This is a genomic window from Pseudoxanthomonas daejeonensis, assembly GCF_022637495.1.
Classification (GTDB): Bacteria; Pseudomonadota; Gammaproteobacteria; order Xanthomonadales; family Xanthomonadaceae; genus Pseudoxanthomonas; species Pseudoxanthomonas daejeonensis.
Genome location: NZ_CP093331.1, coordinates 845,010 through 871,500, shown reverse-complemented (window position 1 = coordinate 871,500; position 26,491 = coordinate 845,010). Strand labels below are relative to the sequence as shown.

Genomic DNA, 26,491 nt, shown 5'->3' with positions numbered 1-26,491 from the left:
GCCGTGAACACGCAACGCGCCCGTTTTTATTTCTGGTATTACTTTCCGAAGCCACAGGCGGAGGAAGGGGTACGCGCGTTCTGAAATTCGATCCACAGAACACACCCCTGAAAGCCGCCAGAGACCCTGGCGGTTTTTTTTGTCGCCAGTCTCCGGCGGGAAACGAGACAAGCCCCCAGGAGCATTCCCCCATGGCCCCCCATACCGACGACCTGCGCATCCGGCGCATCGACGCGCTGGTCTCCCCCGCGCAACTGATCGCGGAGCTGCCCTGCAACGACGAGGCTTCCGACACCGTCACCGATGCGCGCCGCGCGCTGCACCACATCCTGCACGGCGAGGACGACCGGCTCGCGGTGGTGATCGGCCCGTGCTCGATCCACGACCCGGTCGCGGCGATGGAGTACGCGCGCAGGCTGCGCCCGTTGCGCGACGCGCTTGGCGATGCGCTGGAGATCGTGATGCGCGTGTACTTCGAGAAGCCGCGCACCACCGTGGGCTGGAAGGGCCTGATCAACGATCCGGACCTGGACGGCAGCTTCAACATCAACAAGGGCCTGCATGTCGGCCGCGCGCTGCTGCGCGACATCAACCTGCTCGGTTTGCCCGCCGGTTGCGAGTACCTGGACACGATCTCGCCGCAGTACATCGCCGACCTCGTCGCCTGGGGCGCGATCGGGGCGCGCACCACCGAGAGCCAGATCCACCGCGAGATGGCCTCGGGACTGTCGTGCCCGGTCGGCTTCAAGAACGGGACCGACGGCAACGTGCGCATCGCCGCCGACGCGGTCATGGCGGCATCGCATCCGCATCATTTCCTGGCGGTGACCAAGGACGGGCGTTCGGCGATCGCCGCCACCGCCGGCAACCCGGACGGGCACGTGATCCTGCGCGGCGGCAAGGCACCCAACTACGACGCCGCCGGCGTGCAGGCCGCCAGCGACGCGCTCGCCAAGGCCGGCCTTCCGGCACGTCTGATGATCGATGCCAGCCACGCCAACAGCGGCAAGAATCCCGACAACCAGCCCGCCGTGGTCGAGGACATCGCGCGCCAGGTGGAAGGCGGCGACCGGCGCATCATCGGAGTCATGGTCGAGAGCCATCTGGTTGGTGGCCGCCAGGAACTGGTCGACGGCGGCGTGCTCGCCTACGGCCAGAGCATCACCGACGGTTGCCTGGACTGGGAGCGTTCGCTGGGCGTGCTCGAGCGGCTCGCGCAGGCAGTGCGCGTGCGGCGCGCCAGCGCCGGCGGCGTGGCGGCCTGAGCCTGCCGGCAGGCCGGGGGCGGCCTGCGTAGTTCTACGCATGTGCGCAGCACCTGCATTCGCGGTAGCGTGAACACGCCCTGCCGCAGAAAGGTCGTTGGCCATGGAAGCTCGCGCTTGGACGTTTGAAGCGGTACGGGAGACGGCCCGCCAGGGCAGGACCCGATGGCGGATGTTCTGGAACGATCGGCCACGCTGGCTTCGGCGCACGGTCTGGACGCTGCTGGTCGCCTACGGGGCCTATTTCCTGCTGGGCAACCTGTTCCTCAACACGCCACTGGGCCCGTGGGCGGCCAACCGCAAGCCGGAGAAATTCCAGGCGCAGTGGGGTCGGGCGCTCACGCTCTATCCCGGTCACGTCATCGCGCGGGATGTCCGCCTGCAGGGGCAGGTCCGCAAGCTTTCCTGGGACGTGCAGGCGCAGCGCGTCAGCGGGCGCCTGGCGTTGTGGCCGTTGCTGCGCAAGGAGGTTCGCGTACCGTCGATAGCCGCCACCGGCGTGGCTGGCGGTGCGCGGCATGTCGCACGCAACCTCGAACCGCCACCGCCACGCGAAGGTGGATGGACGCTCCTGTTCGACCGGATCGCGGCCGACCACGTGCTGCGTGGCCACTTCGACGAACTCGTGCTCGAGGGGGACGGCCAGGCCGTGTTCGGGTTCTCCAAGCAGTTGCGTGGCGGGGCGATGCAGATCCTGCCCTCGTCGGTCCATTTCGACAGCGTGCGCCTGCTCGCCGACGGCGACGAGCTGCTGGATGGCGTGCGCCTGGACGGCAGCTTCTCGATGAAGCGCCACACGCGTGCGCAGGCGCCGGGCATGCGCAAGCTGGCGCTGACCGACGGCGCGCTGTCGATCGATGGCAAGGGTTCTTCGCTGCGCGGCTACTTCGACCCGCAAGGCAAGTTCCGGATCACCACCACGCCAGGCGGGGGCGAGCTGCATGCACAACTGGAAATGCGCGATGGCGTGCTCCAGCCCGGCGGCACGTTGAGCTGGACCGCGCCCATGCACGGCGTCGGCGTGACCGGTGCGCCGCTGGGCGGCGCGCTGCAGGTGCAGGCCAGCGTGGACCAGGACATCGCGCTACGACTGCAGGTACCCCAGCGCGAGGGCGGCATCCTGGACCTGGACGCGGAGCTGCGCTTGCAGGGCCGCGAGTTGCCGACCCAGGACGGATTGCTCTCCGTGCTGCCACGTGCCTCGGGGCACCTGGTGGGGCACTGGCACTTCCCGTCGCTGGCGTGGGTCACGACGATGTTCAACGCGCCGCCGTGGTTAAGGCTGGACGGTTCCGGCGACCTGATCGCCGACCTGCGCCTGGACGAGGGCCGGCCGGCGCCGGGCAGCCACATCGAGTTGCCGCAGGTCGCGGTGGCGGCCACGGTCATGGACAACCAGATCAGCGGCCAGGGTCGCGTCCGTGCCGACCTGGTCACTTCAGCCGAAGGCACGCTGCAGACCCAGCTGGCCGTGCACCTGGATGGGTATTCGATCGCGGGCGGTCCTGCGGCGGCTCCGTACGCCAAGGGCACCGACCTGCAGCTGGACCTGACCGTCGACGGCATGCCCGCGCGCGGGGAGGCGCTGGGCGCGACCACCGCGCACCTGCGTTTCACCGGCGCGCAGGTGCCGGACCTGCGGGTCTACAACCGGTTCCTGTCCGAGCAGATGCGCATCGATGGCGGCAGTGGAACCGCCAGCGCGGATCTGAAGCTGGATGGCAGCGGCGGGATCGGCCATGGCGTGGTCAGCGTGCAGGGGCACGGCGCGCGGATGTCGATGGGCGGGCATGCGTTGAAGGGCGATGTCGAACTGGATGCGCGCCTGCAACGTGCCGATCTGCAGCAACGCCAGTTCGACCTCGATGGCAGCCAGGTGCGGCTGCACAACGTGAGCTTCCGCAATGCGGACGGGCAGTCGCGCACGGGCTGGTGGACCAAGGTCGACCTGCCCAGTGCGCGGATCGATCTGGCCGCATCCAGTTCGGTATCCGGCAAGGTCGAAGTGCAGGCGCGCGACGTGGGCTTCCTGATCGACCTGTTCGGCAGCGGGCGCAGTTACCCGCGCTGGATGGACCGGCTGGTCGATTCCGGGCAGGTCCAGGCCCGCGCCCGCGTGCACTGGCAGGACGAGGCGCTGGTACTGGACAGGGTGCACGCCAGCAATGACCGCTACGAGGTCATGGCGCGGCTGCGATTGGCCGGCGGCGAACGGAAGGGGCAGCTGTTCGCGCGTTCGGGCCTGCTTTCGGCCGGCGTCGACCTTCGGAACGGCCAGCGCGAGATGCACCTGATTCGTGCCCGGGAATGGTTCGACGCGCAGCCGCACCTGCTCCAGTGACCCCGTTCGAACGCCCTGTCACCGGTGTCAATTTGCGGATTGTGCCTATTCAGTTTTAAGGGGAAAAACCGCAGAAATTGAACCTGCCGGTGCTGTTTTGCAGTGCAGCGTGCAATGCATCTAACGAGTCCTTCACGATGGTCCCGCATCCCGACGTGGGGGAGGGAGCAGGCCCGCTGGCAGTTCGCTGCAAGCGGGCTTTTTTTTGCCCGCGCCCCGGCAAGGGGCCTTTCCGGAAGCTGGCCGGGTGCCCGGAGACGCCGGGGCTGCATGCCACAATCGCGGCGATGAGTACGCCGCCCGGACCCACGCCCGACCCGCCTTCCGATGTCCGCGAGCGCATCGGCGCCCGCGCGCTGGCGACGCTGGCGGCCTCCTCGCCGCGCCACGGCGCCCTGCTCGAAATGCCGGGCCTGCGCGAGCGCGTGGCACGCGTGGCGCTGGCCAGCGATTTCGCGATCGAGACCCTGCGCCGCCAGCCGGCGCTGCTGGAGCATCTTTCGCAGGCCGATCCTGGCCCGCTCCCCGAGCCGGTCCTCGATCCTGCACGGCCGCCGGACTGGCCGGCGCAGCTGCGCCAGTACCGGACTGCCATGTCCACGCGTCTGGTCTGGCGCGACGTGCTGGGCCTGGACGATGTCGACGCCACCCTGGCCGGCAGCACGCGGCTGGCAGAGGATTGCCTGCGCCTGGCGCTGGAGGCGGTCGAGGGCGAGTTCGCCGAACGCCATGGTGTGGTCCGCGATACCGGTGGTACCGCGCAGAGACTGGTCGTTTTCGGCCTGGGCAAGCTGGGCGGCGCCGAGCTGAATTTTTCATCCGACGTCGACCTGGTCTACGCCTATCCCCACGATGGCGAATCCGATGGCCGTCGCGCGCTGGCCGCGGAGGACTACTTCGCGCGGCTCGGGCAGCGCCTGGCCAAGCTGCTCGACGAAATGACCGCCGACGGCTTCTGTCATCGCGTCGACCTGCGCCTGCGGCCCTTCGGCAACGCCGGCCGGGTGGCGTGGTCGTTCGCGGCGATGGACCAGTACTTCCAGCGCGAAGGCCGCGACTGGGAGCGCTACGCCTGGCTCAAGGCGCGCACGGTGGCGGGCGACATCGCCGCCGGCGAGGCCTGGCTGGAGACGCTGCGGCCCTTCATCTACCGCCGCTATCTCGACTACACCGCACTGGACGGACTGCGCACGATGAAGGCCGCGATCGTGGCCGAGATGCAGCGCCGCGACATGGCCGACGACCTCAAGCGCGGCCCCGGCGGCATCCGCGAGATCGAATTCCTGGTGCAGTCGCTGCAGCTGATCCGCGGCGGGCGCGAGTCTTCGCTGCGCGGACGCCAGTTGCTGCCGGCGCTGCAGGCGCTGGTGGACGCCGGGCAGGTCGCACCCGAGCACGGGCTCAACCTCGCCCGGGCCTACCGTTTCCTGCGCCGGCTCGAGAACCGGGTGCAGATGCTGCGCGACGCGCAGACCCACGCGCTGCCCGGCAGCGACGAGGATCGCCAGCGCCTGGCGCGGGCCCTCGATTACGCGGGCTGGGATGCGCTACGGCAGGACCTGGCGCAGTGCCGCGCCGGCGTGTCGGCGGAGTTCGACGCGCTGCTCGTGCCGCGGCGTGGCGAAGCGGCGCCCGATGCGCTTGAAAGCTACTGGCGCGCGCTGCCCGAGGGCGGTGAGCCGCAGGTGCTGGCCGATTCGGGCTTCGGCGATGCGGCCGCGGCCGACGCCTCGCTGCGCGACTTCGCCCGTGGCAACGGCGTGCGCGCCCTGTCCGATGCGGCGCGTGCGCGGCTGGACCGGGTGGTGCCCGCTTTGCTCGGTGCGGCCGCCCGCTCGGCGCAACCCGACGCCGCCCTGCGGCGGTTGCTCGGCCTGTTGCAGGCGATCCTGCGCAGGGCGAGCTACCTGGCCCTGCTCGACGAACAACCCAGTGCGCTGGCCCGCCTGGTCGACGTGCTCGCACGCAGTGCCTTGCTGGCCGAGCGCATCGCCGCCTATCCGCTGCTGCTCGACGAACTGCTCGACACGCGGGTGGCCGGCGCGATGCCCGATGCCGCGGCGATGCGTGCGGCCTGCGCCGGCGCGGTGCAGGCCCAGGGCGACGATCCGGAAGCGGCGCTGCGCGCGCTCAACGAAGTACGCCTGGCGCTGAGTTTCCGCATCGCCCTGGCGACCCTGGACCGGCGCCAGCCCGCCGAGGACAGTGCGCGCCAGCTGGCGACATTGGCCGATGCGGTCGTCCTCGAAGTGCTGGGCATGGCCGATGCCGAAGTCACCCACGCGCATGGCGCGATGCCGGGGGGGCGTTTTGCCATCGTCGGCTACGGCAGCCTGGGCGGCAGGGAGCTGGGCTTCGGCTCCGACCTGGACCTGGTGTTCCTGTACGACGCCGATCCGGCGGCGATGTCGGACGGGAAGCGACCGCTGGAACCGGCGCGCTGGTACGCGCGCCTGGCGCAAAAGATCGTCGCGTTGCTCGGTGCGGTGACCAGTGCCGGTCGCCTGTACGAGACCGACATGCGCCTGCGCCCGGATGGCGGCAAGAGCCTGCTGGTTTCCTCGCTGGCCAGCTACGCGGATTATCAGCTGCAGCGTGCATGGACCTGGGAGCACCAGGCCCTTGTGCGTGCGCGGCAGGTCGCCGGCGATGCGTCGCTGTGCGCGGACTTCGGCCAGGTACGCGCACGCACGCTGGGCCAGACGCGCGACGTCGCGGTACTGGCGGGCGACGTCGGCCAGATGCGCCAGCGCATGCGTGCCGAGCTGGACCGCAGCGACGCGGCGCGGTTCGACCTCAAGCAGGGCGCGGGCGGGCTGGTCGATCTGGAATTCCTGCTGCAGTTCGGCGTGCTGGCGGGTTCGGTGGACGTCGCCGCGCTGCTGGAACCGCGTGACACGCCAGGCCTGCTGGATGCGCTTGCCGGCTGTGGCTGGCTCGACGGCGAGGATGCGAACGCCCTGCATCGCGCGCATGCGGTGCTGCTGGAGGCCGGCTTGGCCTGCACGCTGGATCGCAGGCCGCGGCTGGCGACGGAAACCGAAGCGATCACCGTGGCACGCGCCGACATCGGGCGCGTGGTGGAGCGACACGGCCTGGGGTTCGATCCGCCGGGAGTGGGCCGGTAGCGATCAGCGTGGCGTGGCGGGTCGACCGGAATCGAGGCCGAGCCGGCGGGCGACTTCCGCGGCCACCCGTGCGGTTTCGCGCAGCGGAGCGACGCGCGGGTGGTCCGGGCCTGCATCCATCGTGGCGATCCGGCCACGGCCCTGCAGCGAGGCGAGGAAAGCGGCGGTCCGGCCCTTCGCTCGCGCGGCTTCGAGAACCTGCACCGGCAAGTCCGTCGCGCAGGCTTCGGACAGCATGTTCACCGAGTCGGGCGTGCAGACCAGCTGGTCCGCGCATGCCAGCATCCCCGGGTACGGATTGGTTCCACTGCCTTCCCACAGCAGGCCGGGCACGTCGCGCAGCTGCCGGCGCAACAGCTCCAGGGCCGCCGTGGGCGTGCGTCGTGAAGCGGTGGCCAACAGGCTTCCGCCTTCGGCAAGCACGCGCTTGCGCAGTCGCTGCAGGACCGCTTCCAGCGCTGCTGCGGTCCACGGCGCGTTCCGCGTCGGCCCGCCGACCAGCAGCACGATGCGCGGGCGTGGCAATGCCAGCAGCGACGGGAAGCGCAAGGCCGCCTCGGCCAGCCAGGCATCGTCCACCGGATTGAGGCTACCCAGCAACGGGATGACGTTGGCCCCGTGCAGCCCGTCGTGTTCGGGTGCGACCACCAGGTCCCAGTGCCGAGGATCTATGCGCGGGTCGAGGATCTGCACCGTGCGCGCACCGCGTTCGCGCAACAGGCGCGTGGCCAGCGCCCCCTGTCGTCCGCAGCCGATGGCGAGCGATGGCGCGTGGCCTGCCAGGGCGGCAGCGAAGGAAGGGCCGAACGCACGCTCGTCACCGGGCAATCGGCGGGGCGCGAGCCAGCGCCAAGGTGCGGCCGGCTCCAGGGGCGGTGCCGCGGTTGACTGGCCCAGCGCACGGGCGAGCGCTTCGGCCTGGCGCACGTTGCCGGCATGCCCGTCAGTGAGCAGCCAGGTGGTGGAAATCAGGGTGGTTTGTTGCGGAAACGACATCAATTCGTTCCGGAATGGGTTCACAAAACCATGGGTGCAACAGTCTACACTGGCGCCCAGCCTGAAAGGCCGGGTTTCACCGACCGGCCCCTCCGACCCAAGGACCGATAATGCCGCACCCGCTGAACGATGCCGCGCTCGACCAGCTGTTTCGCACCGCCCGCACCTATAACGCTTTCACCGGCGAGGTCAGCGATGCCACCCTGCGCCAGCTCTATGACCTGCTGAAGTTCGGTCCGACCCAGGCCAACACGACGCCGGCGCGCCTGGTCTTCGTGAAATCCCCGGAAGCCAAGGCCAAGCTCGGCCCGACCCTGGCCGAGGGCAACTACGCCAAGACCATGGCCGCCCCGGTGACGGTGATCATCGGCCGTGACGAGGATTTCCACGAGAAGCTGCCGTACCTGTTCCCGCACGCCGACGCCAAGGCCTGGTTCGACGGCCCGCGCGAAGGGCGCGAAAAGCCCTCGCTGCGCAACAGTTCGCTGCAGGCGGCCTACCTGATCGTCGCCGCGCGGGCGCTCGGCCTGGACGCCGGTCCGATGACCGGCTTCGACAACGCCAAGGTCGACGAGGCCTTCTTCACGGGCACGAACATCAGGTCCGACATTCTGGTCAACCTCGGCCAGGGCGATCCGGCCAGCATCTATCCGCGCTCCCCGCGCCTGTCGTTCGATGAGGCCGCGCGCATCGAGTAACGCGCGCGCTGCCACGACCCACCCGACTGCTTTCCATCATGCTTTCCAGGAGCCCTCCCATGCGTATCCGCCTGCTTTCCGCCGCCGCCCTGCTTGCCTTCGCCGTCGCCCCGGTCTTCGCCGCGCCGGTTACCTACAAGCTCGATCCTACCCACACCAACGTGCTGGCCCAGTGGAACCACATGGGCTTCTCCAACCCGTTCGCCAACTTCGGCAACGTCGAGGGAACGCTGGTGTACGACGCCGCCAATGTCGGCAAGTCCAGCGTCGTGGTGAACCTGCCGCTGTCGGGGCTGGAGGGCTTCAGCGCCAAGTTCAACGACCACCTGCGCAGCGCGGACTTCTTCGATGCGGCCAAGTTCCCGAACGCCACCTTCAAGAGCACCAAGGTCGAGTCCGCCGGCGAGGGCAAGCTCAAGGTCACCGGTGACCTGACCATCAAGGACGTGACCCGGCCCGTGGTGCTGGACGTGACCCTGAACAAGGTCGGCGAGCATCCGATGAGTAAGGCCAAGGCGATCGGTTTCGATGCCACCACCACGATCAGCCGCACCGAGTTCGGCGTGGGTGCCTACGTCCCCAATGTCGGCGACCAGGTCACCCTGCGCATCACCACCGAGGCCTCGGTGCCGAAGGCCAAGTAAGTCTGGCCAGGTAAGCCGGCGGGTCTCCCTCCCCACCGCCGAGCGCGCCGGCCCGTTTCGACGGGCCGGCGTTTTTTTGTTGCCCGGCGTCGTGCAGGGCAGGGCTATTTTCGGTCCGCCGACCCCGCCCGGGCGGCGGGCGGCTAGAATTGGCGCCTGCTTCCGCATCGCCAGTAGCCGCCATGACCACCACTGCCAACGCGCCCGCCAACGCCGAGAAGCGCTACACCGTCCACCGCGCCGACCTGCCGCTGAGCTGCCCGACGCCGGAGATGGCGCTGTGGAACTCGCATCCGCGCGTGTACCTGCCCATTGAGGACGACCCGGGCCACCAGGCCCAGTGCCCGTACTGCGGCGCGATCTACCAGCTGGTCGACTGACGCCATCGCCTACGTGCAGGCCGGCCTCCCCGTGCGACGCCGCCTGACCGTGGTCCAGCTGCTGCCGGCGCTCGAGTCCGGCGGCGTCGAGCGGTCCACCCTCGAAATCACCGCCGCGCTGGTCGCGGCCGGGCATCGCGCGATCGTCGTCTCGGCGGGCGGCCGGTTGCTGCCGGCACTGCGCGAATGCGGCGGCGAACACGTGACCCTGGACATCGGCCGCAAGTCGCTGGCCGTGATGCGCCACGTGCCCGCATTGCGTGCACTGTTCGAACGCGAGCGGGTGGACATCGTGCATGCGCGCTCGCGGCTGCCGGCATGGCTGGGGCGGCTGGCGCTGGCCACGTTGCCCACGCCAACGCGGCCGCGCTGGATCACGACGGTGCACGGACTCAACTCGCCGGGCCGCTACAGCGCGGTGATGGCCAGCGGCGAACGCGTGATCTGCGTGTCGGACACGGTGCGCGACTACGTGCTGCGGCATTACCCCAAGCTCGACCCCGCGCGGCTGCGGGTGATTCCGCGCGGGATCGATCCGGCCCAGTTCCCGCGCCGCCCGCATCCGGACGATGTGGCGCGCGCACGACTGGGTGCCGAGTACCCGCCACTCGCAGGCCATGGTCCGCTGCTGCTGCTGCCCGGCCGCGGTACGCGCCTGAAAGGCCATGCCGACGCGCTGCAACTGCTGGCGGCGCTGCGCGCCGGGCCATTCCCTGAAGCGCGGCTGTGGCTGCCCGGCGCGCGCGAAGCCGGGCGCGAAGCCTACCTCGACGAACTCCGGAGCCAGGCCGTCCAGCTGGGCGTGGCCGACGCGGCGCTGTTCACCGCACCGACCTCGCGGATCGCCGAGGCCTATGCGGCCTGCGACCTGGTGCTGCAGCTTTCGCGCAAACCCGAGGCCTTCGGCCGCACCGTGGTGGAGGCGCTGTCGGTCGGCAGGCCGGTGCTGGGGTGGGCGCACGGCGGAGTCGGCGAGTTGCTGCAACACCTGCAGCCGCAGGGCGCGATCGCACCCTTCGATGCCACTGCCCTGGCTGCCACGGCGGCCTCGCTGCTGCGTGCCCCGCCGCAACCGCCCGATGGCGTTCCCTACACGCTGGACGCGATGCAGCAGGCGACCCTGGAGACGTATGCCGAACTGGCCGGCTGACGACGCAACGCACGCGCGCGCTTTCGCCTGGACGCCCTGGTGGTTGCTGGCCTTCGTCGCGCTGTGGCCGCTGCCCGGGCCGGCCGAAGGCGTGCTCGCGCTCGGTGCGATGGCGCTGCTGGCGCAACTGCTGTTCGCCATCGCACGACGCCGGGTGTTGCCGCTGGACCGGAGCGCGGCGTGGCTGGCGACGGCGCTGTTCGCGGTGTACTGGCTGCCGGAGCTGCTCTCCGCGCCGGACGCACTCGATCGCGGGCGCGCGCTGAAGGAAGTTGCCGCCGACCTGCGCTACCTGCCGTTCCTGTGGGGCGTGGCGATCGCCGTGCACGCTGCGCGCGGGCGGAAGATCGTGTTCGCCGGCCTGGCGCTGATCGTGGGTGCATGGACGCTGGACGCGTTGATGCAGGCCTTGCTGGGCGCCAGCCCGCTGTTCTGGAGCCTCGACGCGCTCAAGCGCGGCTTGGGCGGCGAGGCGTTCTGCAGCGCCGCCGAAGTCCTGGCCGCCGACCGCCTGGGCGGTGTGTTCGGCCCGTGCAACCTGAAGCTGGGGCTGGTGCTGGCGAGCCTGTCGCCGTTCCTGCTGTCGGCGGCATCGCGTCGTTCCGGCGTGTTGGGCTGGTGCGTCGCCGCGCTGGCGCTGGGTATTGCGATCGTGCTCGGTGGCGCGCGTGCGGCCTGGCTCACCTACGCGCTCGTGCTGGTGTTCTCGGGCTGGCGAGCGCTGGGTGCGCGCAGGCTGTCTGCATTCGCCGCCGCTAGCCTGCTCGGCATCGCCGCGCTGTACCTGGTGTCGCCGCAGCTGCAACAGCGCGTGGCGCGGACCACGATGGCTCTGCAGGCGGACGGGTCCAGCGTGGATGGCGCGTTGTCGGGACGCGCCCGCATCTGGCAAGGCGCGGCCTGCATGGCACGGGAGCACCCGCTCAACGGAGTCGGTGTGCGCGGCTTCCGCGTCGCCTGGCCGCAGTGCGATCCGGCACCGGCGCAGGCACCGGCCTGGGGCGGCGGCGAGGCCTACCACGCGCACCAGCTGGTGCTGGAGCTGCTCAGCGAGACCGGCCTGTCCGGCCTGCTGCTCTGGCTGGCGGGTGCCGGCCTGGTCTGGCGCAGCTGGCGCAGGGCCGATCCGATAGCGCGGGATCGCGCGCGTCCGGCGCTGCTGGCGCTGGCGGTCACGGTGTTCCCGCTCAACACCCACCTGGCGTTCTACTCGACCTTCTGGGGCGGGCTGGTGCTGTTGCTGGCCGGACTCTATGCCGGGGCGCTGTACGGCCGTGCAGGCGTCTACGCGGGCGGAGTCGAAGGACGTTCGTAGTAGGTGCTGCGGCCCTGCGGCTGGCGCTTGAAGCGGCGATGGATCCACAGGTACTGCGCGGGTGCCTCGCGCACCATCGCCTCGATAGCGGCGTTCACCTGGCCGGTGTCGGCGACCACGTCCTCGCTCGGGAAGTCCGGCAGCGGGGCAGCCACGCGCAGGATGTAGCGCCCGCCTTCGCGACGGTGGAAGAAAGGCACTACCGCGCAGCCGGTCAGCCGCGCGAGCTGGTGGGTCGCGGTGATCGTGGATGCGGGCATGCCGAAGAACGGCGCGAACACCGTGTCCTTGCCACGCATGTCCTGGTCCGGCGCGTACCAGAGGAAGCCGCCGCGCTTGAGGTGGCGCACCGCGCCACGGATGTCGCCATTGCCGAACATCGCGCTGGCGTAGCGCAGGCGGCCGCGCTTGACCGCCCATTCCATCACCGGATCGCGATGACGGCGGTACATGCCGGCCAGCGGCACTTGCTCGCACATCAGCCGCCCGCAGATTTCCAGGGTCATGAAGTGGCCCGACACCAGCAGCACGCCGCGGCCTTCGGCCTGCAGCGCGCGGAGGTGCTCGAGCCCCTCGATGCGCAGGCCCTGCCGCATCGGTTTCACGTTGCCCCACCAGGCCCGCGCGAATTCGAACAGGCCGATGCCCAGCGCGTCGAAACTGTCGTGCAGCAGGCGCCGGCGCCATGCGGGCGACTGCTCGGGGAAGCACAGGTCGATGTTCACCTCGGCCGCGCGCCGGCGCGTGCCGGCCAGGCGCAGGGCCAGCCAGCCGATGCCGCGTCCGATCGCCCTTTGCCACAGCCATGGCAGGTGCGCGGCGGCGGTCATCACGCCCAGGCCGATCCACATCGGCCAGTGGCGTGGCGTGAAGGGTGGACGCGGTGGCGGCGAGTCGGGCGCGGTCATGGGGCGATTCTACGGCTTCATCCATGATGGCGGCCCAGCGGCTCGGCTATGCTGCGCGCATGCCGAACGAAGCCATGCGGAAGGAACCGGGCGAAGGCGCGTTGCGCGCGCTGTATTCGTTCGCCCTCTACCTGCTTTCGCCGTTCACGCTGTACCACCTGATCTCGCGCGGTTTCCGCGTCCACGAGTACTTCCGTCGCTGGGACGAGCGCTACGCCACCTACGGCGCGGAGCCGGGGCGGCCATGCGCGTGGCTGCACGCGGTCTCGGTGGGCGAGGTGAACGCCGCCGCGCCACTGGTCAATTCACTGCTCAAGCAAAGGCCCGACATCCACTGGGTCATCACCACGATCACGCCAACCGGTTCGGACCGGGTGCGCGCGCTGTGGGGGGAGCGGGTCGAGCACGTCTACCTGCCCTACGACCTGCCGGGCAGCACCGCGCGCTTCCTGCAGCACTTCCGTCCCAGCCTGGCCCTGATCATGGAGACGGAGCTGTGGCCGAACATGCTGTTCGGTTGCCGCAACCTGGGCATCCCCGTGTACATCCTCAACGCGCGGCTGTCGGCGCGCTCGCTGCGTGGCTACCGCCTGTTGCGCCCGCTGATCGGCCGCGCCTTGCGCACGGTCAAGTGCGTGGCCGCGCAGTCGGTCGCCGACGCGCGCCGCTTCCAGAGGCTCGGCGCCGGCGCCGAGCAGGTCCAGGTGCTGGGCAACCTCAAGTACGACGTGGCCGTGCCGGAAGGGCTCGATGCGTTCCGCTCGGCGTTCGCCACCGCGCTGGGCTCCGCGCGGCCGGTGTGGCTGGCGGCCAGCACCCACGAAGGCGAGGAATCGGACGTGGTCGCGATGCACCGGCGCCTGCGCGCGCGCTGGCCCGACCTGCTGCTGCTGTGGGCGCCGCGCCATCCGGAACGTTTCGCGCGGGTGCAGGCACTGGCGACGGAGGCCGGCTGGAAGGTCGGCGCGCGCAGGCGCGACACCTGGCCACGCCCGGACGATGGCGTGTTCGTGATCGACACGCTGGGCGAACTGATGGCGTTCTACGCCTGCGCCGACGTGGCCTTCGTCGGCGGCAGCCTGCAGCCGATCGGCGGCCACAACCTGCTGGAGCCGGCGGCGGTCGGCAGCGCGGTGGTGACCGGTCCGCACCTGCACAACTTCGCCGAGATCTCCAGGCGCATGGAAGAGGCCGGGGCGCTGCGCATCGGTGACAGCGCCGATGCGGTGGCGACCCTGCTGGAAACCCTGCTGGGCGATCCGGCGGCGCGCGAGGTGATGACCGATGCGGGCGGAACCCTGGTCGACCAGGGCCGCGGCGCGCTGCAGCGCACGCTCGAGCTCATCGCCGGCGACCTGCCGGCCGCCGCGGTCGAAACCGTGCCCGCCGGTGGTGTCGCAGCGGCGCGCTGAGCACGAAGCGGCCGCCTGTCCCTGCTGGAAATGGAAAGGGCCGCCCAAGGGCGGCCCTTTCGCTGCGGCGCGAACGCCGGCGTGGCGTTACTGCTGCGTCTGCGGATTGGCCAGTTGCGCTTCGGCATCCACGGTGAGCATGTTGTTGACCGTACGCAGCTGCTCGATATCCAGCTCGCCCACGGCCTGGGCCAGCAGCAGGCGGTTGAGCAGGAAGTTGTAGCGCGAGCGCGCGTACTCGACCTGCGCCTGGAACAGCGTGCGCTGGTTCTGGACCACGTCCAGCACGGTACGGGTACCGACTTCCAGGCCGACCTGCGAGGCGTCGAAGGCGCTCTGGCCCGAGACCACCGCCAGGCGGCGGGCCTCGACTTCGCTGACGCCGGCGACCAGCGCCTGGTACAGGGCGCGGGTATTGCGGTCCAGCGCACGGCGCTGCTGCTCGTACTGGTCCTGGGCCACGTCGCGCTGGGCCAGGGCCTGGCGCACGCGCGACTGGGTCGCGCCGCCGGTGAAGATCGGCACGCTCAGGGTCAGGCCGATGCTGGTGCCGGTGCTGTCGCCGGTGGAACCGCCACCGCCGCCGACGCTGTCGCCCCAGGCCGCGTCCTTGCCCCAGCCGCCGCCCAGCGAAAGGGTCGGGTAGTGGTTGCCGCGCGCGGTCTGCACGCTGGATTCGGCCGCGTCGCCCTGCAGCTGCGTCGCGCGCAGGGCCGGGTTGTTGTCGATGGCGCGGGCGACCCAGGCATTGGCATCGGCGTGCTGCGCCGGCAGCTCGGGACGGAAATCGCTCGGCAGCGCGCGCAGGCTGTTCACCGGCTGGCCGGTGAGCTCGGCCAGCGCCTGGTAGGCGTCGGCCAGCGCGTTGCGGACCAGGATGGTGTTGGCGCGGGCGTCGTCGTACTGGGCGCGGGCTTCGTGCACGTCGGTGATCGGCGCCAGGCCGACTTCCAGACGCTTGTCGGCGTAGTCGAACTGGCGCTTGCCGGCGGCCTCGTTGGTCTCGGCGGCGGCCAGCGATTCGATCGCGACCAGCACGTCGAAGTAGGCCGCGGCGGTGCGCACCACCAGGTCGTCGTTGGCGGCGTCCAGGGTGTAGTCGGCGGCCTGGCTCAGCGCGCGCTGGGTGCGCAGGCTGGAGAACTGGCTCCAGTTGAACAGCGTCTGGCTGGCGTTGACGCCATAGCTGCGCGCGGTGCCGGTGAACGAGCCACTGATGCCGTCGTACTCGGTGCGCGACTTGCGCAGCGAGGCGTCGCCGGAGACCTGTGGCAGCAGCGCGGCGCGGGCCTGGACCTCGCCTTCCTTGTCGTACAGCGTGTTGGATTCGGCGATCGCCAGCTGCGGATCACCGTTGCGGGCCATCTCGTAGGTCTGCAGCAGGTCGGCTGCCTGCGCGGAGCCGGAGGCCAGGGCGGCGGCCAATGCCAGGGCGAGGGAACGGCGGATCATCAGCGGCTTCCTTTCTAGGTATGCGGCCTGCGCTGGAATGCAGGTCGTCGGGGGGAATGTCGTGCCGACCGCGCCTTGGCGCCGGTCAGAACAGGAACTGCGGGACCGGCTCGGCGCCGTGCAGATAGCCCAGCTCGGTCTCGAACAACGATTCTGTGGCGGCGGCGTTGACCGTATCGCCCTTGACCAGGCGAACGGCCTCCATCACCGGGGCCTGGCCGCGGACCACGAACAGGCGACCGCCCGGGCGCAGCCACTGCAGGAACCGGGCGGGAATCTCCGCGACCGCGGCGGTGACGCAAACCGCGTCGAACTGCCGGCCGCCCTCGTACTGCAGCGCGTCGGCCACCTCGATGCGGACATTGGTGCCCAGGCCGGTGGCATCCAGGCGCGCACGTGCGGCGGCGGCCAGTTCCGGTACCCGTTCCAGGCTGACCACTTCGCGCGCCAGGGCGCCGAGGCAGGCGCTGATGTAGCCGCTGCCGGTGCCCACTTCCAGCACGCTGTCGCCCGGCTGCAGCTGCAGCGCCTGCAGCATGCGGCCCTCGACGACGGGCTTCATCATCGTCGCGCCATGGCCCAGCGGCAGTTCCATGTCGGCGTAGGCCAATGCCCGGTACTGCTCGGCCACGAACGTTTCACGCGGCAGGCGACCGACCACGTCAAGCACGGCCATGTCCAGCACGTCCCAGGGCCGGACCTGCTGTTCCACCATCAGTTCACGGGCGCGGGCGTAGTCGATCGTCATGGGGAGTCATCCAACGCGGGAGGCCGGGCATTCTACCGGGCCGGACCGCCCCTTGCCGGCAAGGATCGCCTTGGCCGGCGGGACCGTCGCAGTGCCGGAAGTCACCGCGACCTCCATCCCCGCCCGGTGCTGGCACAGTTCAGGCCGCATACGCGCGCAGGAAGAATTCGACGGTGGCATCGATGTGGCGCGCCACTTCGGCCGGCCCCGGATCCACGCACAGGCCGCAGGCCATCATCGGATGCAGCTCGCCCTTGAGCAGCGAGAAGAACTGCGAGGACGCCAGGGCGACGTCGTCGATCCGCAACTGGCCCTGGTCCACGCGCGCCTGCAGGAACTGCCCGAAGACCTCCTGCACGCGGCGTGGGCCGGCGTTCCAGAAAAGTTCGCGCAGGGTGTGCTCGGCGGTGCCGGGGGTGTTCATCATGCGGTGCATGCTGATCGCCTCCTCGCTGGTGATCAGCGCGAAGAAGGCGTGGCCGATCGCGCGCAACTGTTCGTGCAGCGGTCCTTCCGGCGGGCTGACGAACAGGTCGTCCGGCAGCACTTCCTGGCACTTGGCCGTGATCGCCTCGGAGAACAGCGCTTCCTTGTCGCCGAAGTGGCTGTAGACGGTCAGTTTCGACACGCCGGCGGCGGTGGCGATCTGGTCCATGCTCACGCCCTGGTAGCCCTGCTCCAGGAACAGACGCTTGGCGGCCTCCAGGATCGACGCGCGCTTGCCCAGGTCCTTCGGACGACCGGGGCCGGGAGCCTTGGACGGGGCGGCAGGGGTAGTGGTGGCGGCGTTCTTCGGGATCATGCGGTAATACTGGACTACTCGGTTTTCTATTTATACCATACCCGCTGGTTCAATATTGAACAGCAGGATGGCGGCGATGAAGAACGGATTCCGGATGGCCGGCGTGTCGGCCATGGTACTGGTCGCAGCCGCGCTTGCCGGGTGCGGCGGCAAGGAAGAAGCCGCCACGGCGCTACGGCCGGTGTGGGTGGTGCAGCCCCAGGCCGGCGGTGCCGGCGCGGCGCTGGCCTTCCCGGGCGAAGTGCATGCGCGGGAGGAGAGCCCGCTCTCGTTCCGCGTCGGCGGCAAGCTGGTGCGCCGCGCGGTGGATGCCGGTGCGCGGGTCGAGCAGGGCCAGGTACTGGCCGAACTGGATCCCGCCGACCAGGCGCTGCAGGCCCAGGCCGCGCAGGCCCAGCTCGCTGCAGCCGAGGCCGAACTGGCCCGCAGCAAGGGCGACCTGGACCGTTACGCGAAGCTGGTCGAGCAGCAACTGGTCAGCCGCTCCACCTACGACGCGCAGAAGGCCGCGTACGAAGCCGCCGCCGGCCAGGCACGCGCCGCCCGCGCGCAGCGCGACGTGACCCGCAACCAGGCCGGCTATACCGAACTGCGTGCCCCGCGCGCCGGCGTCATCGCCTCGCGCCAGGCCGAAGCCGGGCAGGTGGTCGCCGCGGGCCAGACGATCTTCGTGATGGCCGCCGACGGCGGCCGCGAGGTCGCCATCGACCTGCCGGAAGACCGCATCCGCCAGTTCAAGGTCGGCGACACCGCACAGGTCGAGCTGTGGAGCGCGCCTGGCCAGCGGTTGCCCGGCACGATCCGCGAGATCGCCGCGGCTGCCGACGCGCAGACCCGCAGCTTCGCCGCGCGCGTCGCGCTGGACGCCGCCGCGCAGGGCGAGGTCGAACTGGGCCAGAGCGCGCGCGTCTACCTGCCCCAATCGAATGGCGACGCCAGCCTGCACGTGCCGCTGTCGGCACTGCAGCGTGGCGAAGATGGCGCCGCGGCGGTCTGGGTCGTGCGCGAAGGCAAGGCACTGCGCGTGCCGGTGGATACCGGCAAGTTCGGCAGCGAAAGCGTGCCGGTGACCGGCGCGCTGCAGGCCGGTGACTGGGTGGTCGCCGCGGGCGGTCACTTGTTGCGCGAAGGCGAGCCTGTCGCGCCGGTGGACCGCGAGAACCGCCCGGTTGCCGTCGTCGCTTCGAAGCCGAAGGCGGACTGACCGGTGCGCCGCTTCAACGTCTCCGAGTGGGCGCTGCACAACCGCGGCCTGGTGCTGTACGCGATGATCGCGCTGGCGATCATCGGCAGCTGGTCCTACCTGCGGCTGGGCCAGAGCGAGGATCCGCCGTTCACCTTCAAGGCGATGGTGGTGCGCACGCTATGGCCGGGCGCCACCGCCGAGGAGGTGGCCAGGCAGGTCACCGAGCGGGTCGAGAAGGCGGTGATGAACACCGGCAAGTACGAGTTCGTGCGCTCGTACTCGCGCCCGGGCGAGTCGCAGGTGATCTTCATGGCGCGCGACTCGATGCCCTCGCGCGACGTGCCCGACCTCTGGTACCAGGTGCGCAAGAAGGTCGGCGACATCCGCCCGACCCTGCCCGAGGGCGTGGTCGGCCCATTCTTCAACGACGAGTTCGGCGACACGTTTGGAAACATCTATGCGCTGACCGGCCCTGGCTTCGACTACGCGATCCTCAAGGACTATGCAGACCGCATCCAGCTGGACCTGCAGCGGGTGCCCGACGTGGGCAAGGTCGAACTGCTCGGCCTGCAGGACGAAAAGGTCTGGATCGAGATCGACAACACCAAGCTGGCGACGCTGGGCATCCCGCTGCAGGCGGTCCAGCAGGCGCTGGAGAGCCAGAACGCGGTGGTGCCGGCCGGCTTCTTCGAGACGGCGAGCGAGCGCGTGCAGTTGCGCGTGGATGGCCCGTTCCGCAGCCTCGAGGAGATCCGCGCGTTCCCGGTCCGTGCCGATGGCCGCACCATACGCCTGGGCGACGTGGCGCGGGTGCATCGCGGATTTTCCGATCCGGCCGCTCCGCGCATGCGCTTCATGGCCGAGGACGCGATCGGCATCTCGGTGGCGATGAAGGACGGCGGCCACATCCTGCGACTGGGCGATGAGCTGGAAGCGCGCTTCGCGCAGCTGCAGGACACCCTGCCGGTGGGCATGGAGCTGCGCAAGGTCTCCGACCAGCCCGAGGCGGTGCGCGAATCGGTCGGCGAGTTCGTGCGCGTGCTGGCCGAGGCGGTGACGATCGTGCTGCTGGTCAGCTTCTTCTCGCTGGGCTTCCGCACCGGCCTGGTGGTGGCGGTGTCGATCCCGCTGGTGCTGGCGATGACGTTCGCGGTGATGTACTACTTCGGCATCGGCCTGCACAAGATATCGCTGGGTGCGCTGGTGCTGGCGCTGGGCCTGCTGGTGGACGACGCGATCATCGCGGTGGAGATGATGGCGATCAAGATGGAGCAGGGCTTCGACCGGCTGCGCGCGGCCAGTTTCGCCTGGGAGTCCACCGCCTTCCCGATGCTGACCGGCACGCTGATCACGGCGGCCGGCTTCCTGCCGATCGCCACGGCCGCTTCGAGCACCGGCGAATACACGCGCTCGCTGTTCCAGGTGGTGACGATCGCCTTGCTGGTGTCGTGGATCGCCGCGGTGCTGTTCATTCCGTGGCTGGGCGACAAGATGCTGCCGGACCTGGCGCATCCGCAGCCGCCCAAGCCGGGCAGCCTGGCCGCGCGCCGCCGCGCGTTCCGCGAACGGCTGGCCGACCGGTGGCCGCAGTTCGCCTTCGCGCTGGCACCGGCACCGCTGGATGCGCACCACCAGGATCCGTACCAGCGTCCGTTCTACCAGCGCTTCCGCCGCCTGCTCGACGCCTGCCTGCGCCGCCGCTGGCTGGTGATCGGCGCGACGATCGGCCTGTTCGTGATGTCGATCGTGCTGTTCCGTTTCATCCCGCAGCAGTTCTTCCCCGATTCGACCCGGCCCGAGCTCATGGTCGACCTGGAGCTCGCCGAGGGCGTGTCGCTGCGCGCCACCGAGGCGCAGGCCAGGAAGCTGGAAGTCCTGCTGAAGGAGCGCGGCGACATCCGCAACTACGTGGCCTACGTCGGCACCGGTTCGCCACGCTTCTACCTGCCGCTGGACCAGCAGCTGCCGGCGACCAACTTCGCCCAGTTCGTCGTGCTCGCCGAAGACACCCATGCGCGCGAGGAGCTGCGCAACTGGCTGCTCAAGGACGTCGTTCCGCAATTCCCCGAATTGCAGATGCGCGTGACCCGGCTGGAGAACGGCCCGCCGGTCGGCTACCCGGTGCAGTTCCGCGTGTCCGGCGAGCATGTCGGGCAGGTGCGCGAGATCGCGCGCGAGGTGGCGGAGAAGGTGCGCGCCAACCCGCACACCACCAACGTCAATCTCGATTGGGACGAGCCGAGCAAGGTCGTGCGGATGGAGGTCGACCAGGACCGTGCCCGCGCGCTGGGCATCAGCAGCGCGCAGCTGGCGCAGTTCCTCAGCGCGCAGCTGTCCGGCTACACCGCCAGCACCTACCGCGAGGGCAACGAGCTGGTGGGGATCATGCTGCGCGGTGGCGCTGGCGATCGCGACCAGCTCGAACTGCTCGGCAGCCTGGCGGTGCCGACCGGCGACGGCGGCAGCGTGCCGCTGTCGCAGGTGGCGAGGCTGCGGCAGGTGTTCGAGGACGGCATCATCTGGCATCGCGATCGCCTGCCGACGATCACCGTGCGTGCCGACCTCAGCGACGAGCTGCTGCCGGCGGCGGTTACCGCGCAGATCGACCCGACGCTCGACGATGTCCGCGGTCAGCTGCCGCAGGGCTACCTGCTGCAGGTGGGCGGGTCGGTCGAAGACGCCGCGCGCGGCCAGAATTCGATCAAGGCGGGCATGCCGCTGTTCCTGCTCGTGGTGACCACGCTGCTGATGCTGCAGCTGCGCAGCTTCTCGCGCACGGTCATGGTGCTGGTCACCGCGCCGCTGGGCCTGATCGGCGCGACCTGGTTCCTGCTGATCTTCCGCATGCCGTTCGGCTTCGTCGCGATGCTCGGCACGATCGCGCTGGCCGGCATGGTGATGCGCAACTCGGTGATCCTGGTCGACCAGATCGAACAGGACATCGCCGCCGGCCACGACCGCTGGCACGCGATCGTCGACGCCACCGTGCGCCGTTTCCGCCCGATCGTGCTGACCGCGCTCACCGCGGTGCTGGCGATGATCCCGTTGTCGCGCAGCGCGTTCTACGGTTCGATGGCGGTGGCGATCATGGGTGGGCTGATCGTGGCTACCGCGCTGACCCTGCTGTTCCTGCCGGCGCTGTACGCGGCGTGGTTCCGGGTGAAGCCGGAGGAAGCGGCGGGCTGACGTAAGCCGATATGCCGGCGAAAGCGAAACCCGGTGACAGGGCGGCGGCACTCCGATGCGAGGCCTGCCGCCGCTCGTGTCCCCCGGCATCGGCCTGCCGCCGCTGCCTCCTCCTTTACCTCCCGTCGACAGGCCCCGCATCGGAGTGTCTGGAGGTGTTTGGCGGTTCGCTCGCAATGCGCGAAGCCACGCCCCGAAGGTCTGGCGCGAGGCCTCCTGGCCGGAAATAAAGGAGGAGGTACCGGCCATGGGCCGGTACCGGGGGACATCGAGGTCAGGAGGCCTCGCGCCAGGCCCCGAGCGACCTCGCCGCAGCTTGTCGTGCAGCAGCACGAGTCAGGACGATGGAGTCTCCGCCTGCAGCAAGCCGATGAATGCCTGCGCCGCGCGCGACAGCGTGCGGCCACCGTGGACGACATAGCCCAGCCGGCGCGACAGCTGCACGCCCGCCACCGGCAACACCTGCACCTGCGCGTCGACCATCGTGCGCGGCAGGGCGCTCCAGGCCAGGCCGACGGAAACCATCATCTTGATCGTCTCCAGGTAGTTGGTGGTCATCCGCAGGCGCAACGACAACCCGCGACGGGCGAACGTCTCCGCCACGATCCGGTGGGTGAAGGTACCCGGATCCGGCAACACCGCCGGATGCGCGGCCAGGTCGGGAAGGGTCACTTTGGACAGCCGCGCGAGCGGGTGGTCGGGTGCCACCGCGAAGCACAGCGGATCGTCCCAGACCGTGGTCGCCTGCAGCGGCGCATCGGTCGGTCCCAGCGTGGTCACCGCCAGTTCGACGTCGCCGTGCAGGACCTGCGCGTAGGCCTGCTCTGAATCCACGAAGCGGATGTCCAGCGCCGCGCGCGGGTGCAGCGCACTGAAGCGGCGCAGGAGCGCCGGCAGGCGGTGCAGGCCGACGTGGTGGCTGGTGGCCAGGCTCAGGCGTCCGCCGATGTCCTGGCCCAGGTCCTGGAGCGCACGACGCGCCGCCTCGCCTTCGGCCAGCATCTGTCGCGCGCGCGGCAGCAGCAGGCGCCCGGCCTCGGTCAGCAGCACCTGGCGGCCGAGCCGGTCGAACAGCCGCGCCTGCAGCGACTCCTCCAGCAGGGCGATCCGCTTGCTGATCGCCGGCTGGGTCAGGTGCAACTGCTGGGCGGCCGCCGAGAAGCCGCCGTGGTCGGCGACAGCTACGAATGCCGTAAGGCTGGCCCAGTCCATCGAGGCTCCATTTGATTCCAATCAGGAATCGTATGGATGAAAAATATGCATTTGAGTTATCGATGGCAAGGGGGCACGATGACCCTCCAGCCGGTGGGTCCAGGTCTTTCTGCGACCCGCCACCGCCAGACGATCCGAGGCAGCACATGGCCGGCAAGACCCTGTACGACAAGTTGTGGGAGATGCACGAGGTGACCCGTCGCGACGACGGTTCCTCGCTGGTCTACATCGACCGCCACATCCTCCATGAGGTCACCTCGCCTCAGGCGTTCGAGGGATTGCGCCTGGCCGGCCGCAAGCCGTGGCGGATCGACGCCAACATCGCCACGCCCGACCACAACGTGCCGACCACGCGCACCGAGCGCGCCGGCGGGCTGCAGGCGATCGCCGATCCGGTTTCCCGCCTGCAGGTGCAGACGCTGGACGAGAACTGCGACGACTTCGGCATCCTCGAATTCAAGATGGACGACGTGCGCCAGGGCATCGTCCACGTGGTCGGCCCGGAGCAGGGCGCGACGCTGCCGGGGATGACCGTGGTCTGCGGCGACTCGCACACCTCCACGCATGGCGCGTTCGGCGCGCTGGCGCACGGCATCGGCACCTCCGAGGTCGAGCACGTGCTGGCCACGCAGTGCCTGGTCGCCAAGAAGATGAAGAACATGCAGGTGCGCGTGGAGGGCACGCTGTCGCCGGGCGTCACCGCCAAGGACATCGTGCTGGCGATCATCGGCCGGATCGGCACGGCCGGCGGCAACGGCCATGCGCTGGAGTTCGCCGGCCAGGCGATCCGCGAGCTGTCGGTCGAAGGCCGCATGACGATCTGCAACATGGCGATCGAGGCAGGCGCGCGCGTCGGCATGGTCGCCGTCGACGAGAAAACCATCGCCTACGCGCAGGACCGTCCGTTCGCGCCGAAGGGCGCCGACTGGGAGGCGGCCGTGGCGATGTGGAAGACGCTGGTCTCCGATCCTGACGCGCACTTCGACACCGTGGTCGAATTGCGCGCCGAGGACATCCGTCCGCAGGTGAGTTGGGGCACGTCGCCGGAAATGGTGCTGGCCGTGGACCAGAACGTGCCCGATCCGGACCAGGAATCCGATCCGGTCAGGAAGGATTCGATCGTGCGCGCGCTGAAGTACATGGGCCTGCAGGCCAACCAGCCGATCACCACGATCCGGCTGGATCGCGTGTTCATCGGTTCCTGCACCAATTCGCGAATCGAGGACCTGCGTGCGGCGGCAGAGGTGGCCAAGGGTCGCAAGGTCGCGTCCAGCATCAAGCAGGCACTGGTGGTCCCTGGCTCGGGCCTGGTCAAGGCGCAGGCCGAGGCCGAGGGCCTGGACAAGGTGTTCCTGGAGGCGGGCTTCGAGTGGCGCGAGCCGGGCTGCTCGATGTGCCTGGCGATGAACCCGGACAAGCTCGGCAATGGCGAGCACTGCGCCTCGACCTCCAACCGCAACTTCGAAGGCCGCCAGGGTGCCGGTGGGCGCACCCACCTGGTCAGTCCGGCGATGGCTGCCGCCGCTGCGGTGGCCGGCCATTTCGTCGACGTGCGCGACCTGCTGAGTGCCTGAGGAGACTGGAACGATGCGAGCCTTCACTACCCACACCGGCCTGGCCGCCCCGCTGGACCGCGCCAATGTCGACACCGACCAGATCATCCCCAAGCAGTTCCTGAAATCGATCAAGCGCTCGGGTTTCGGCCCGAACCTGTTCGACGAATGGCGCTACCTCGACATCGGCGAGCCCGGGCAGGACAGCACCCATCGCCCGCTCAATCGCGATTTCGTCCTGAACTTCCCGCGCTATGCCGGCGCCAGCGTTCTGCTGGCACGGGAGAACTTCGGCTGCGGTTCCTCGCGCGAGCACGCGCCGTGGGCGCTGGACGAATACGGGTTCCGCGCGATCATCGCGCCCAGCTTCGCCGACATCTTCTTCAACAACAGCTTCAAGAACGGCCTGCTGCCGATCGTGCTGGAGGACGAGCAGGTCGACGCGCTGTTCGCGCAGTGCGAGGCGACCGAGGGCTATGCGCTGACCGTGGACCTGGACGCGCAGACGGTGACCCGGCCTGATGGCGTGCGGTATTCGTTTGAGATCGACGCCTTCCGCAAGCATTGCCTGCTGCATGGCCTGGACGACATCGGGCTGACCCTGCAGGAGCGTGATTCGATCGTGGCGTTCGAGGCGCGGCACAAGGCCGCGCAACCGTGGCTGTTCAACGCCCAAGGCTGACGCGCTCCCGGTAGCGACGCAGCTTTGCCAAACCCCGCGGAATGCTGCGGGGCGACCCCGCCTGCCGGCACCGGTCAGTACACGCCCTGCGCCAGCATCGCATCGGCGACCTTGACGAAGCCGGCGATATTGGCCCCGTCGACGTAGTTGACGCTGCCGTCGCGGCGCTTGCCGTGGCGCACGCAGTGGCCATGGATGTCCTTCATGATCGCGTGCAGGCGCTCGTCCACCTCGGCGTGGTGCCAGGACAGGCGCAGCGCGTTCTGCGACATCTCCAGGCCCGAGGTGGCCACGCCCCCGGCATTGGAGGCCTTGCCGGGCGCGTACAGCGTGCCGGCTTCCAGGAACACGTCCACCGCTTCCAGCGTGGACGGCATGTTGGCGCCCTCGGCCACGCAGATCACGCCGTTGTCCACCAGCGTGCGCGCGTTCCCGCCGTCCAGCTCGTTCTGTGTGGCGCAGGGCAGGGCGATCTCGGCGGGTATGTGCCACGGTCGCCGACCCGGCATGTAGTCGAAGCGCGGATCCTCGCCCAGTTCCGCCAGGCGACCGCGGCGCACGTTCTTGAGTTGCGCCACCTGCCCGATCGCTTCGAGGTCGAACCCGTCGCGCGCGAACAGGGTGCCGTCCGAATCGCTGAAGGTCAGCACCTTGCCGCCCAGGTCGCAGGCCTTGGCCGCGGCGAACTGGGCCACGTTGCCCGAGCCGGAGACCAGCACGCGCGCGCCCTTGGTCGGGCGGCCGGCGTGGTGCAGCATCTGCTCGACGAAGTACACCGTGCCGTAGCCGGTCGCCTCCGGCCGCATCAGGCTGCCGCCGTAGGCCACGCCCTTGCCGGTAAAAACGCAGCCGGCCTGGTTGGACAGCTTCTTCATCATCCCGGCCATGTAGCCGACCTCGCGCGCGCCCACGCCGATGTCGCCGGCCGGCACGTCGGTGTCCGGGCCCAGGTGCCGGTGCAGCTCCAGCATCAGCGCCTGGCAGAAGCGCATCACCTCTCCGTCGCTCTTGCCCTTCGGATCGAAGTCCGATCCGCCCTTGCCGCCGCCCATCGGCAGCGTGGTCAGCGCGTTCTTGAAGGTCTGCTCGAAGGCCAGGAACTTCAGGATCGACAGGTCCACCGACGGGTGGAAGCGCATGCCGCCCTTGTACGGCCCGATCGCCGAACTGTGCTGGACGCGGAAGGCGCGGTTGACCTGCACCTGTCCGCGGTCGTCGACCCAGCTCACCCGGAACTGGATCACCCGTTCCGGTTCGGCCAGGCGCTCGAGCAGGCCGTCGCGGGCGTACTCCGGATGCCGTTCCAGGAACGGCCAGAGGCTCGCGGTAACTTCCTTGACCGCCTGCAGGAACTCGGGCTGGCCCGGGTCGCGGCGTTGCAACCGGTCGAGAAACGCTTCCCTGGAACCTCGCACGTGCTATTCCCCTTCGTT

At 69.8% G+C, this 26,491-nt stretch carries 20 protein-coding genes; 13 read left to right on the top strand and 7 right to left on the bottom strand.

Annotation, left to right across the window (positions count from 1 at the left end; genetic code table 11):
• The first annotated feature begins 191 nt into the window (after window positions 1-191).
• From MNQ95_RS04010 to glnE, 3 genes are all read left to right on the top strand, one after another.
• Window positions 192-1,265, top strand: a complete 1,074-nt coding sequence (locus tag MNQ95_RS04010; RefSeq protein WP_241953886.1) for a 3-deoxy-7-phosphoheptulonate synthase — start codon at window positions 192-194, stop codon at window positions 1,263-1,265.
• 172 nt (window positions 1,266-1,437) lie between these two features.
• Window positions 1,438-3,606: an AsmA family protein gene (locus MNQ95_RS04005; RefSeq protein ID WP_241953885.1), complete on the top strand. Its 2,169-nt coding sequence runs from the start codon at window positions 1,438-1,440 to the stop codon at window positions 3,604-3,606.
• Window positions 3,607-3,893: 287 nt separating this feature from the next.
• Entirely contained in the window at window positions 3,894-6,734 is a 2,841-nt protein-coding gene (glnE, locus tag MNQ95_RS04000) for a bifunctional [glutamate--ammonia ligase]-adenylyl-L-tyrosine phosphorylase/[glutamate--ammonia-ligase] adenylyltransferase (protein WP_241953884.1), read from the top strand.
• Between the two features lie 3 nt (window positions 6,735-6,737).
• On the opposite strand, the gene MNQ95_RS03995 is transcribed toward glnE, so the two are convergent.
• Window positions 6,738-7,730, bottom strand: coding sequence for a mitochondrial fission ELM1 family protein (locus tag MNQ95_RS03995; RefSeq protein WP_241953883.1), 993 nt, complete (start codon window positions 7,728-7,730; stop codon window positions 6,738-6,740).
• Between the two features lie 110 nt (window positions 7,731-7,840).
• On the opposite strand from MNQ95_RS03995, the gene MNQ95_RS03990 reads away from it, so the two are divergent.
• From MNQ95_RS03990 to MNQ95_RS03970, 5 genes are all read left to right on the top strand, one after another.
• Window positions 7,841-8,428, top strand: a complete 588-nt coding sequence (locus MNQ95_RS03990) for a malonic semialdehyde reductase (protein ID WP_241953882.1) — start codon at window positions 7,841-7,843, stop codon at window positions 8,426-8,428.
• Between the two features lie 59 nt (window positions 8,429-8,487).
• Window positions 8,488-9,072 (top strand): YceI family protein, encoded by a 585-nt coding sequence (locus tag MNQ95_RS03985; RefSeq protein WP_241953881.1) that lies wholly within the window; start codon window positions 8,488-8,490, stop codon window positions 9,070-9,072.
• A gap of 182 nt (window positions 9,073-9,254) precedes the next feature.
• Complete coding sequence (locus tag MNQ95_RS03980; RefSeq protein WP_162409794.1) at window positions 9,255-9,452, top strand: zinc-finger domain-containing protein; 198 nt, start codon at window positions 9,255-9,257, stop codon at window positions 9,450-9,452.
• A 31-nt stretch (window positions 9,453-9,483) separates the two neighbouring features.
• On the top strand, window positions 9,484-10,602 hold the full coding sequence (locus MNQ95_RS03975) for a glycosyltransferase (RefSeq protein WP_241953880.1): 1,119 nt from the start codon (window positions 9,484-9,486) through the stop codon (window positions 10,600-10,602).
• The gene (locus MNQ95_RS03970; protein ID WP_241953879.1) at window positions 10,583-11,917 is read left to right on the top strand and encodes an O-antigen ligase family protein; all 1,335 of its coding nucleotides are present in this window, start codon (window positions 10,583-10,585) and stop codon (window positions 11,915-11,917) included. The genes MNQ95_RS03975 and MNQ95_RS03970 overlap by 20 nt, the downstream gene beginning before the upstream one ends.
• Here the strand turns inward: MNQ95_RS03970 and MNQ95_RS03965 are convergent.
• Window positions 11,887-12,825 carry an LpxL/LpxP family Kdo(2)-lipid IV(A) lauroyl/palmitoleoyl acyltransferase gene (locus tag MNQ95_RS03965; RefSeq protein ID WP_241953878.1) on the bottom strand — a complete coding sequence of 313 codons (939 nt, stop codon included), beginning with the start codon at window positions 12,823-12,825 and terminating at the stop codon, window positions 11,887-11,889. The genes MNQ95_RS03970 and MNQ95_RS03965 overlap by 31 nt on opposite strands.
• Before the next feature lie 74 nt (window positions 12,826-12,899).
• Here MNQ95_RS03965 and waaA point away from each other — a divergent pair, with 74 nt between their 5' ends.
• The gene (gene waaA, locus MNQ95_RS03960) at window positions 12,900-14,237 is read left to right on the top strand and encodes a lipid IV(A) 3-deoxy-D-manno-octulosonic acid transferase (protein ID WP_241953877.1); all 1,338 of its coding nucleotides are present in this window, start codon (window positions 12,900-12,902) and stop codon (window positions 14,235-14,237) included.
• An 87-nt stretch (window positions 14,238-14,324) separates the two neighbouring features.
• Here waaA and MNQ95_RS03955 read toward each other — a convergent pair whose 3' ends face one another.
• The 3 genes from MNQ95_RS03955 to MNQ95_RS03945 all read right to left on the bottom strand — a co-directional run bounded on the left by MNQ95_RS03955 (window position 14,325) and on the right by MNQ95_RS03945 (window position 17,239).
• Window positions 14,325-15,689, bottom strand: coding sequence for a TolC family outer membrane protein (locus MNQ95_RS03955; protein ID WP_241953876.1), 1,365 nt, complete (start codon window positions 15,687-15,689; stop codon window positions 14,325-14,327).
• An 85-nt stretch (window positions 15,690-15,774) separates the two neighbouring features.
• Window positions 15,775-16,437, bottom strand: a complete 663-nt coding sequence (locus tag MNQ95_RS03950) for a protein-L-isoaspartate O-methyltransferase family protein (RefSeq protein WP_241953875.1) — start codon at window positions 16,435-16,437, stop codon at window positions 15,775-15,777.
• Between the two features lie 139 nt (window positions 16,438-16,576).
• Window positions 16,577-17,239, bottom strand: a complete 663-nt coding sequence (locus tag MNQ95_RS03945; protein ID WP_241953874.1) for a TetR/AcrR family transcriptional regulator — start codon at window positions 17,237-17,239, stop codon at window positions 16,577-16,579.
• A 76-nt stretch (window positions 17,240-17,315) separates the two neighbouring features.
• Between MNQ95_RS03945 and MNQ95_RS03940 the strand changes: the two genes are divergently transcribed.
• On the top strand, window positions 17,316-18,443 hold the full coding sequence (locus tag MNQ95_RS03940) for an efflux RND transporter periplasmic adaptor subunit (RefSeq protein WP_241953873.1): 1,128 nt from the start codon (window positions 17,316-17,318) through the stop codon (window positions 18,441-18,443).
• A 3-nt stretch (window positions 18,444-18,446) separates the two neighbouring features.
• Window positions 18,447-21,611: an efflux RND transporter permease subunit gene (locus MNQ95_RS03935; RefSeq protein WP_277884374.1), complete on the top strand. Its 3,165-nt coding sequence runs from the start codon at window positions 18,447-18,449 to the stop codon at window positions 21,609-21,611.
• 336 nt (window positions 21,612-21,947) lie between these two features.
• Here the strand turns inward: MNQ95_RS03935 and MNQ95_RS03930 are convergent, their stop codons facing one another.
• Window positions 21,948-22,823 (bottom strand): LysR family transcriptional regulator, encoded by an 876-nt coding sequence (locus tag MNQ95_RS03930; RefSeq protein ID WP_162409777.1) that lies wholly within the window; start codon window positions 22,821-22,823, stop codon window positions 21,948-21,950.
• A gap of 146 nt (window positions 22,824-22,969) precedes the next feature.
• Between MNQ95_RS03930 and leuC the strand changes: the two genes are divergently transcribed.
• Window positions 22,970-24,397: a 3-isopropylmalate dehydratase large subunit gene (gene leuC, locus MNQ95_RS03925; RefSeq protein WP_241953872.1), complete on the top strand. Its 1,428-nt coding sequence runs from the start codon at window positions 22,970-22,972 to the stop codon at window positions 24,395-24,397.
• Window positions 24,398-24,410: 13 nt separating this feature from the next.
• Window positions 24,411-25,058, top strand: coding sequence for a 3-isopropylmalate dehydratase small subunit (gene leuD, locus MNQ95_RS03920; RefSeq protein WP_241953871.1), 648 nt, complete (start codon window positions 24,411-24,413; stop codon window positions 25,056-25,058).
• 74 nt (window positions 25,059-25,132) lie between these two features.
• Here the strand turns inward: leuD and gdhA are convergent, their stop codons facing one another.
• A complete protein-coding gene (gdhA, locus tag MNQ95_RS03915; RefSeq protein ID WP_241953870.1) occupies window positions 25,133-26,473 on the bottom strand; it encodes an NADP-specific glutamate dehydrogenase in 1,341 nt (446 codons plus the stop codon).
• Between the last annotated feature and the right edge of the window lie 18 nt (window positions 26,474-26,491).

Bases quoted from the DNA above. Each gene is read 5' to 3' on its own strand.
- MNQ95_RS04005 (WP_241953885.1), top strand. From the start codon at position 1,438: ATGTTCTGGAACGATCGGCCACGCTGGCTTCGGCGCACGGTCTGGACG.
- MNQ95_RS03945 (WP_241953874.1), bottom strand. From the start codon at position 17,239: ATGATCCCGAAGAACGCCGCCACCACTACCCCTGCCGCCCCGTCCAAG.
- MNQ95_RS03995 (WP_241953883.1), bottom strand. From the start codon at position 7,730: ATGTCGTTTCCGCAACAAACCACCCTGATTTCCACCACCTGGCTGCTC.
- MNQ95_RS03955 (WP_241953876.1), bottom strand. From the start codon at position 15,689: ATGATCCGCCGTTCCCTCGCCCTGGCATTGGCCGCCGCCCTGGCCTCC.
- MNQ95_RS03970 (WP_241953879.1), top strand. From the start codon at position 10,583: ATGCCGAACTGGCCGGCTGACGACGCAACGCACGCGCGCGCTTTCGCC.
- leuD (WP_241953871.1), top strand. From the start codon at position 24,411: ATGCGAGCCTTCACTACCCACACCGGCCTGGCCGCCCCGCTGGACCGC.
- MNQ95_RS03990 (WP_241953882.1), top strand. From the start codon at position 7,841: ATGCCGCACCCGCTGAACGATGCCGCGCTCGACCAGCTGTTTCGCACC.
- glnE (WP_241953884.1), top strand. From the start codon at position 3,894: ATGAGTACGCCGCCCGGACCCACGCCCGACCCGCCTTCCGATGTCCGC.
- MNQ95_RS03930 (WP_162409777.1), bottom strand. From the start codon at position 22,823: ATGGACTGGGCCAGCCTTACGGCATTCGTAGCTGTCGCCGACCACGGC.
- leuC (WP_241953872.1), top strand. From the start codon at position 22,970: ATGGCCGGCAAGACCCTGTACGACAAGTTGTGGGAGATGCACGAGGTG.
- MNQ95_RS03940 (WP_241953873.1), top strand. From the start codon at position 17,316: ATGAAGAACGGATTCCGGATGGCCGGCGTGTCGGCCATGGTACTGGTC.
- MNQ95_RS03950 (WP_241953875.1), bottom strand. From the start codon at position 16,437: ATGACGATCGACTACGCCCGCGCCCGTGAACTGATGGTGGAACAGCAG.
- MNQ95_RS03980 (WP_162409794.1), top strand. From the start codon at position 9,255: ATGACCACCACTGCCAACGCGCCCGCCAACGCCGAGAAGCGCTACACC.
- MNQ95_RS03985 (WP_241953881.1), top strand. From the start codon at position 8,488: ATGCGTATCCGCCTGCTTTCCGCCGCCGCCCTGCTTGCCTTCGCCGTC.
- waaA (WP_241953877.1), top strand. From the start codon at position 12,900: ATGCGGAAGGAACCGGGCGAAGGCGCGTTGCGCGCGCTGTATTCGTTC.
- MNQ95_RS03965 (WP_241953878.1), bottom strand. From the start codon at position 12,825: ATGACCGCGCCCGACTCGCCGCCACCGCGTCCACCCTTCACGCCACGC.
- MNQ95_RS04010 (WP_241953886.1), top strand. From the start codon at position 192: ATGGCCCCCCATACCGACGACCTGCGCATCCGGCGCATCGACGCGCTG.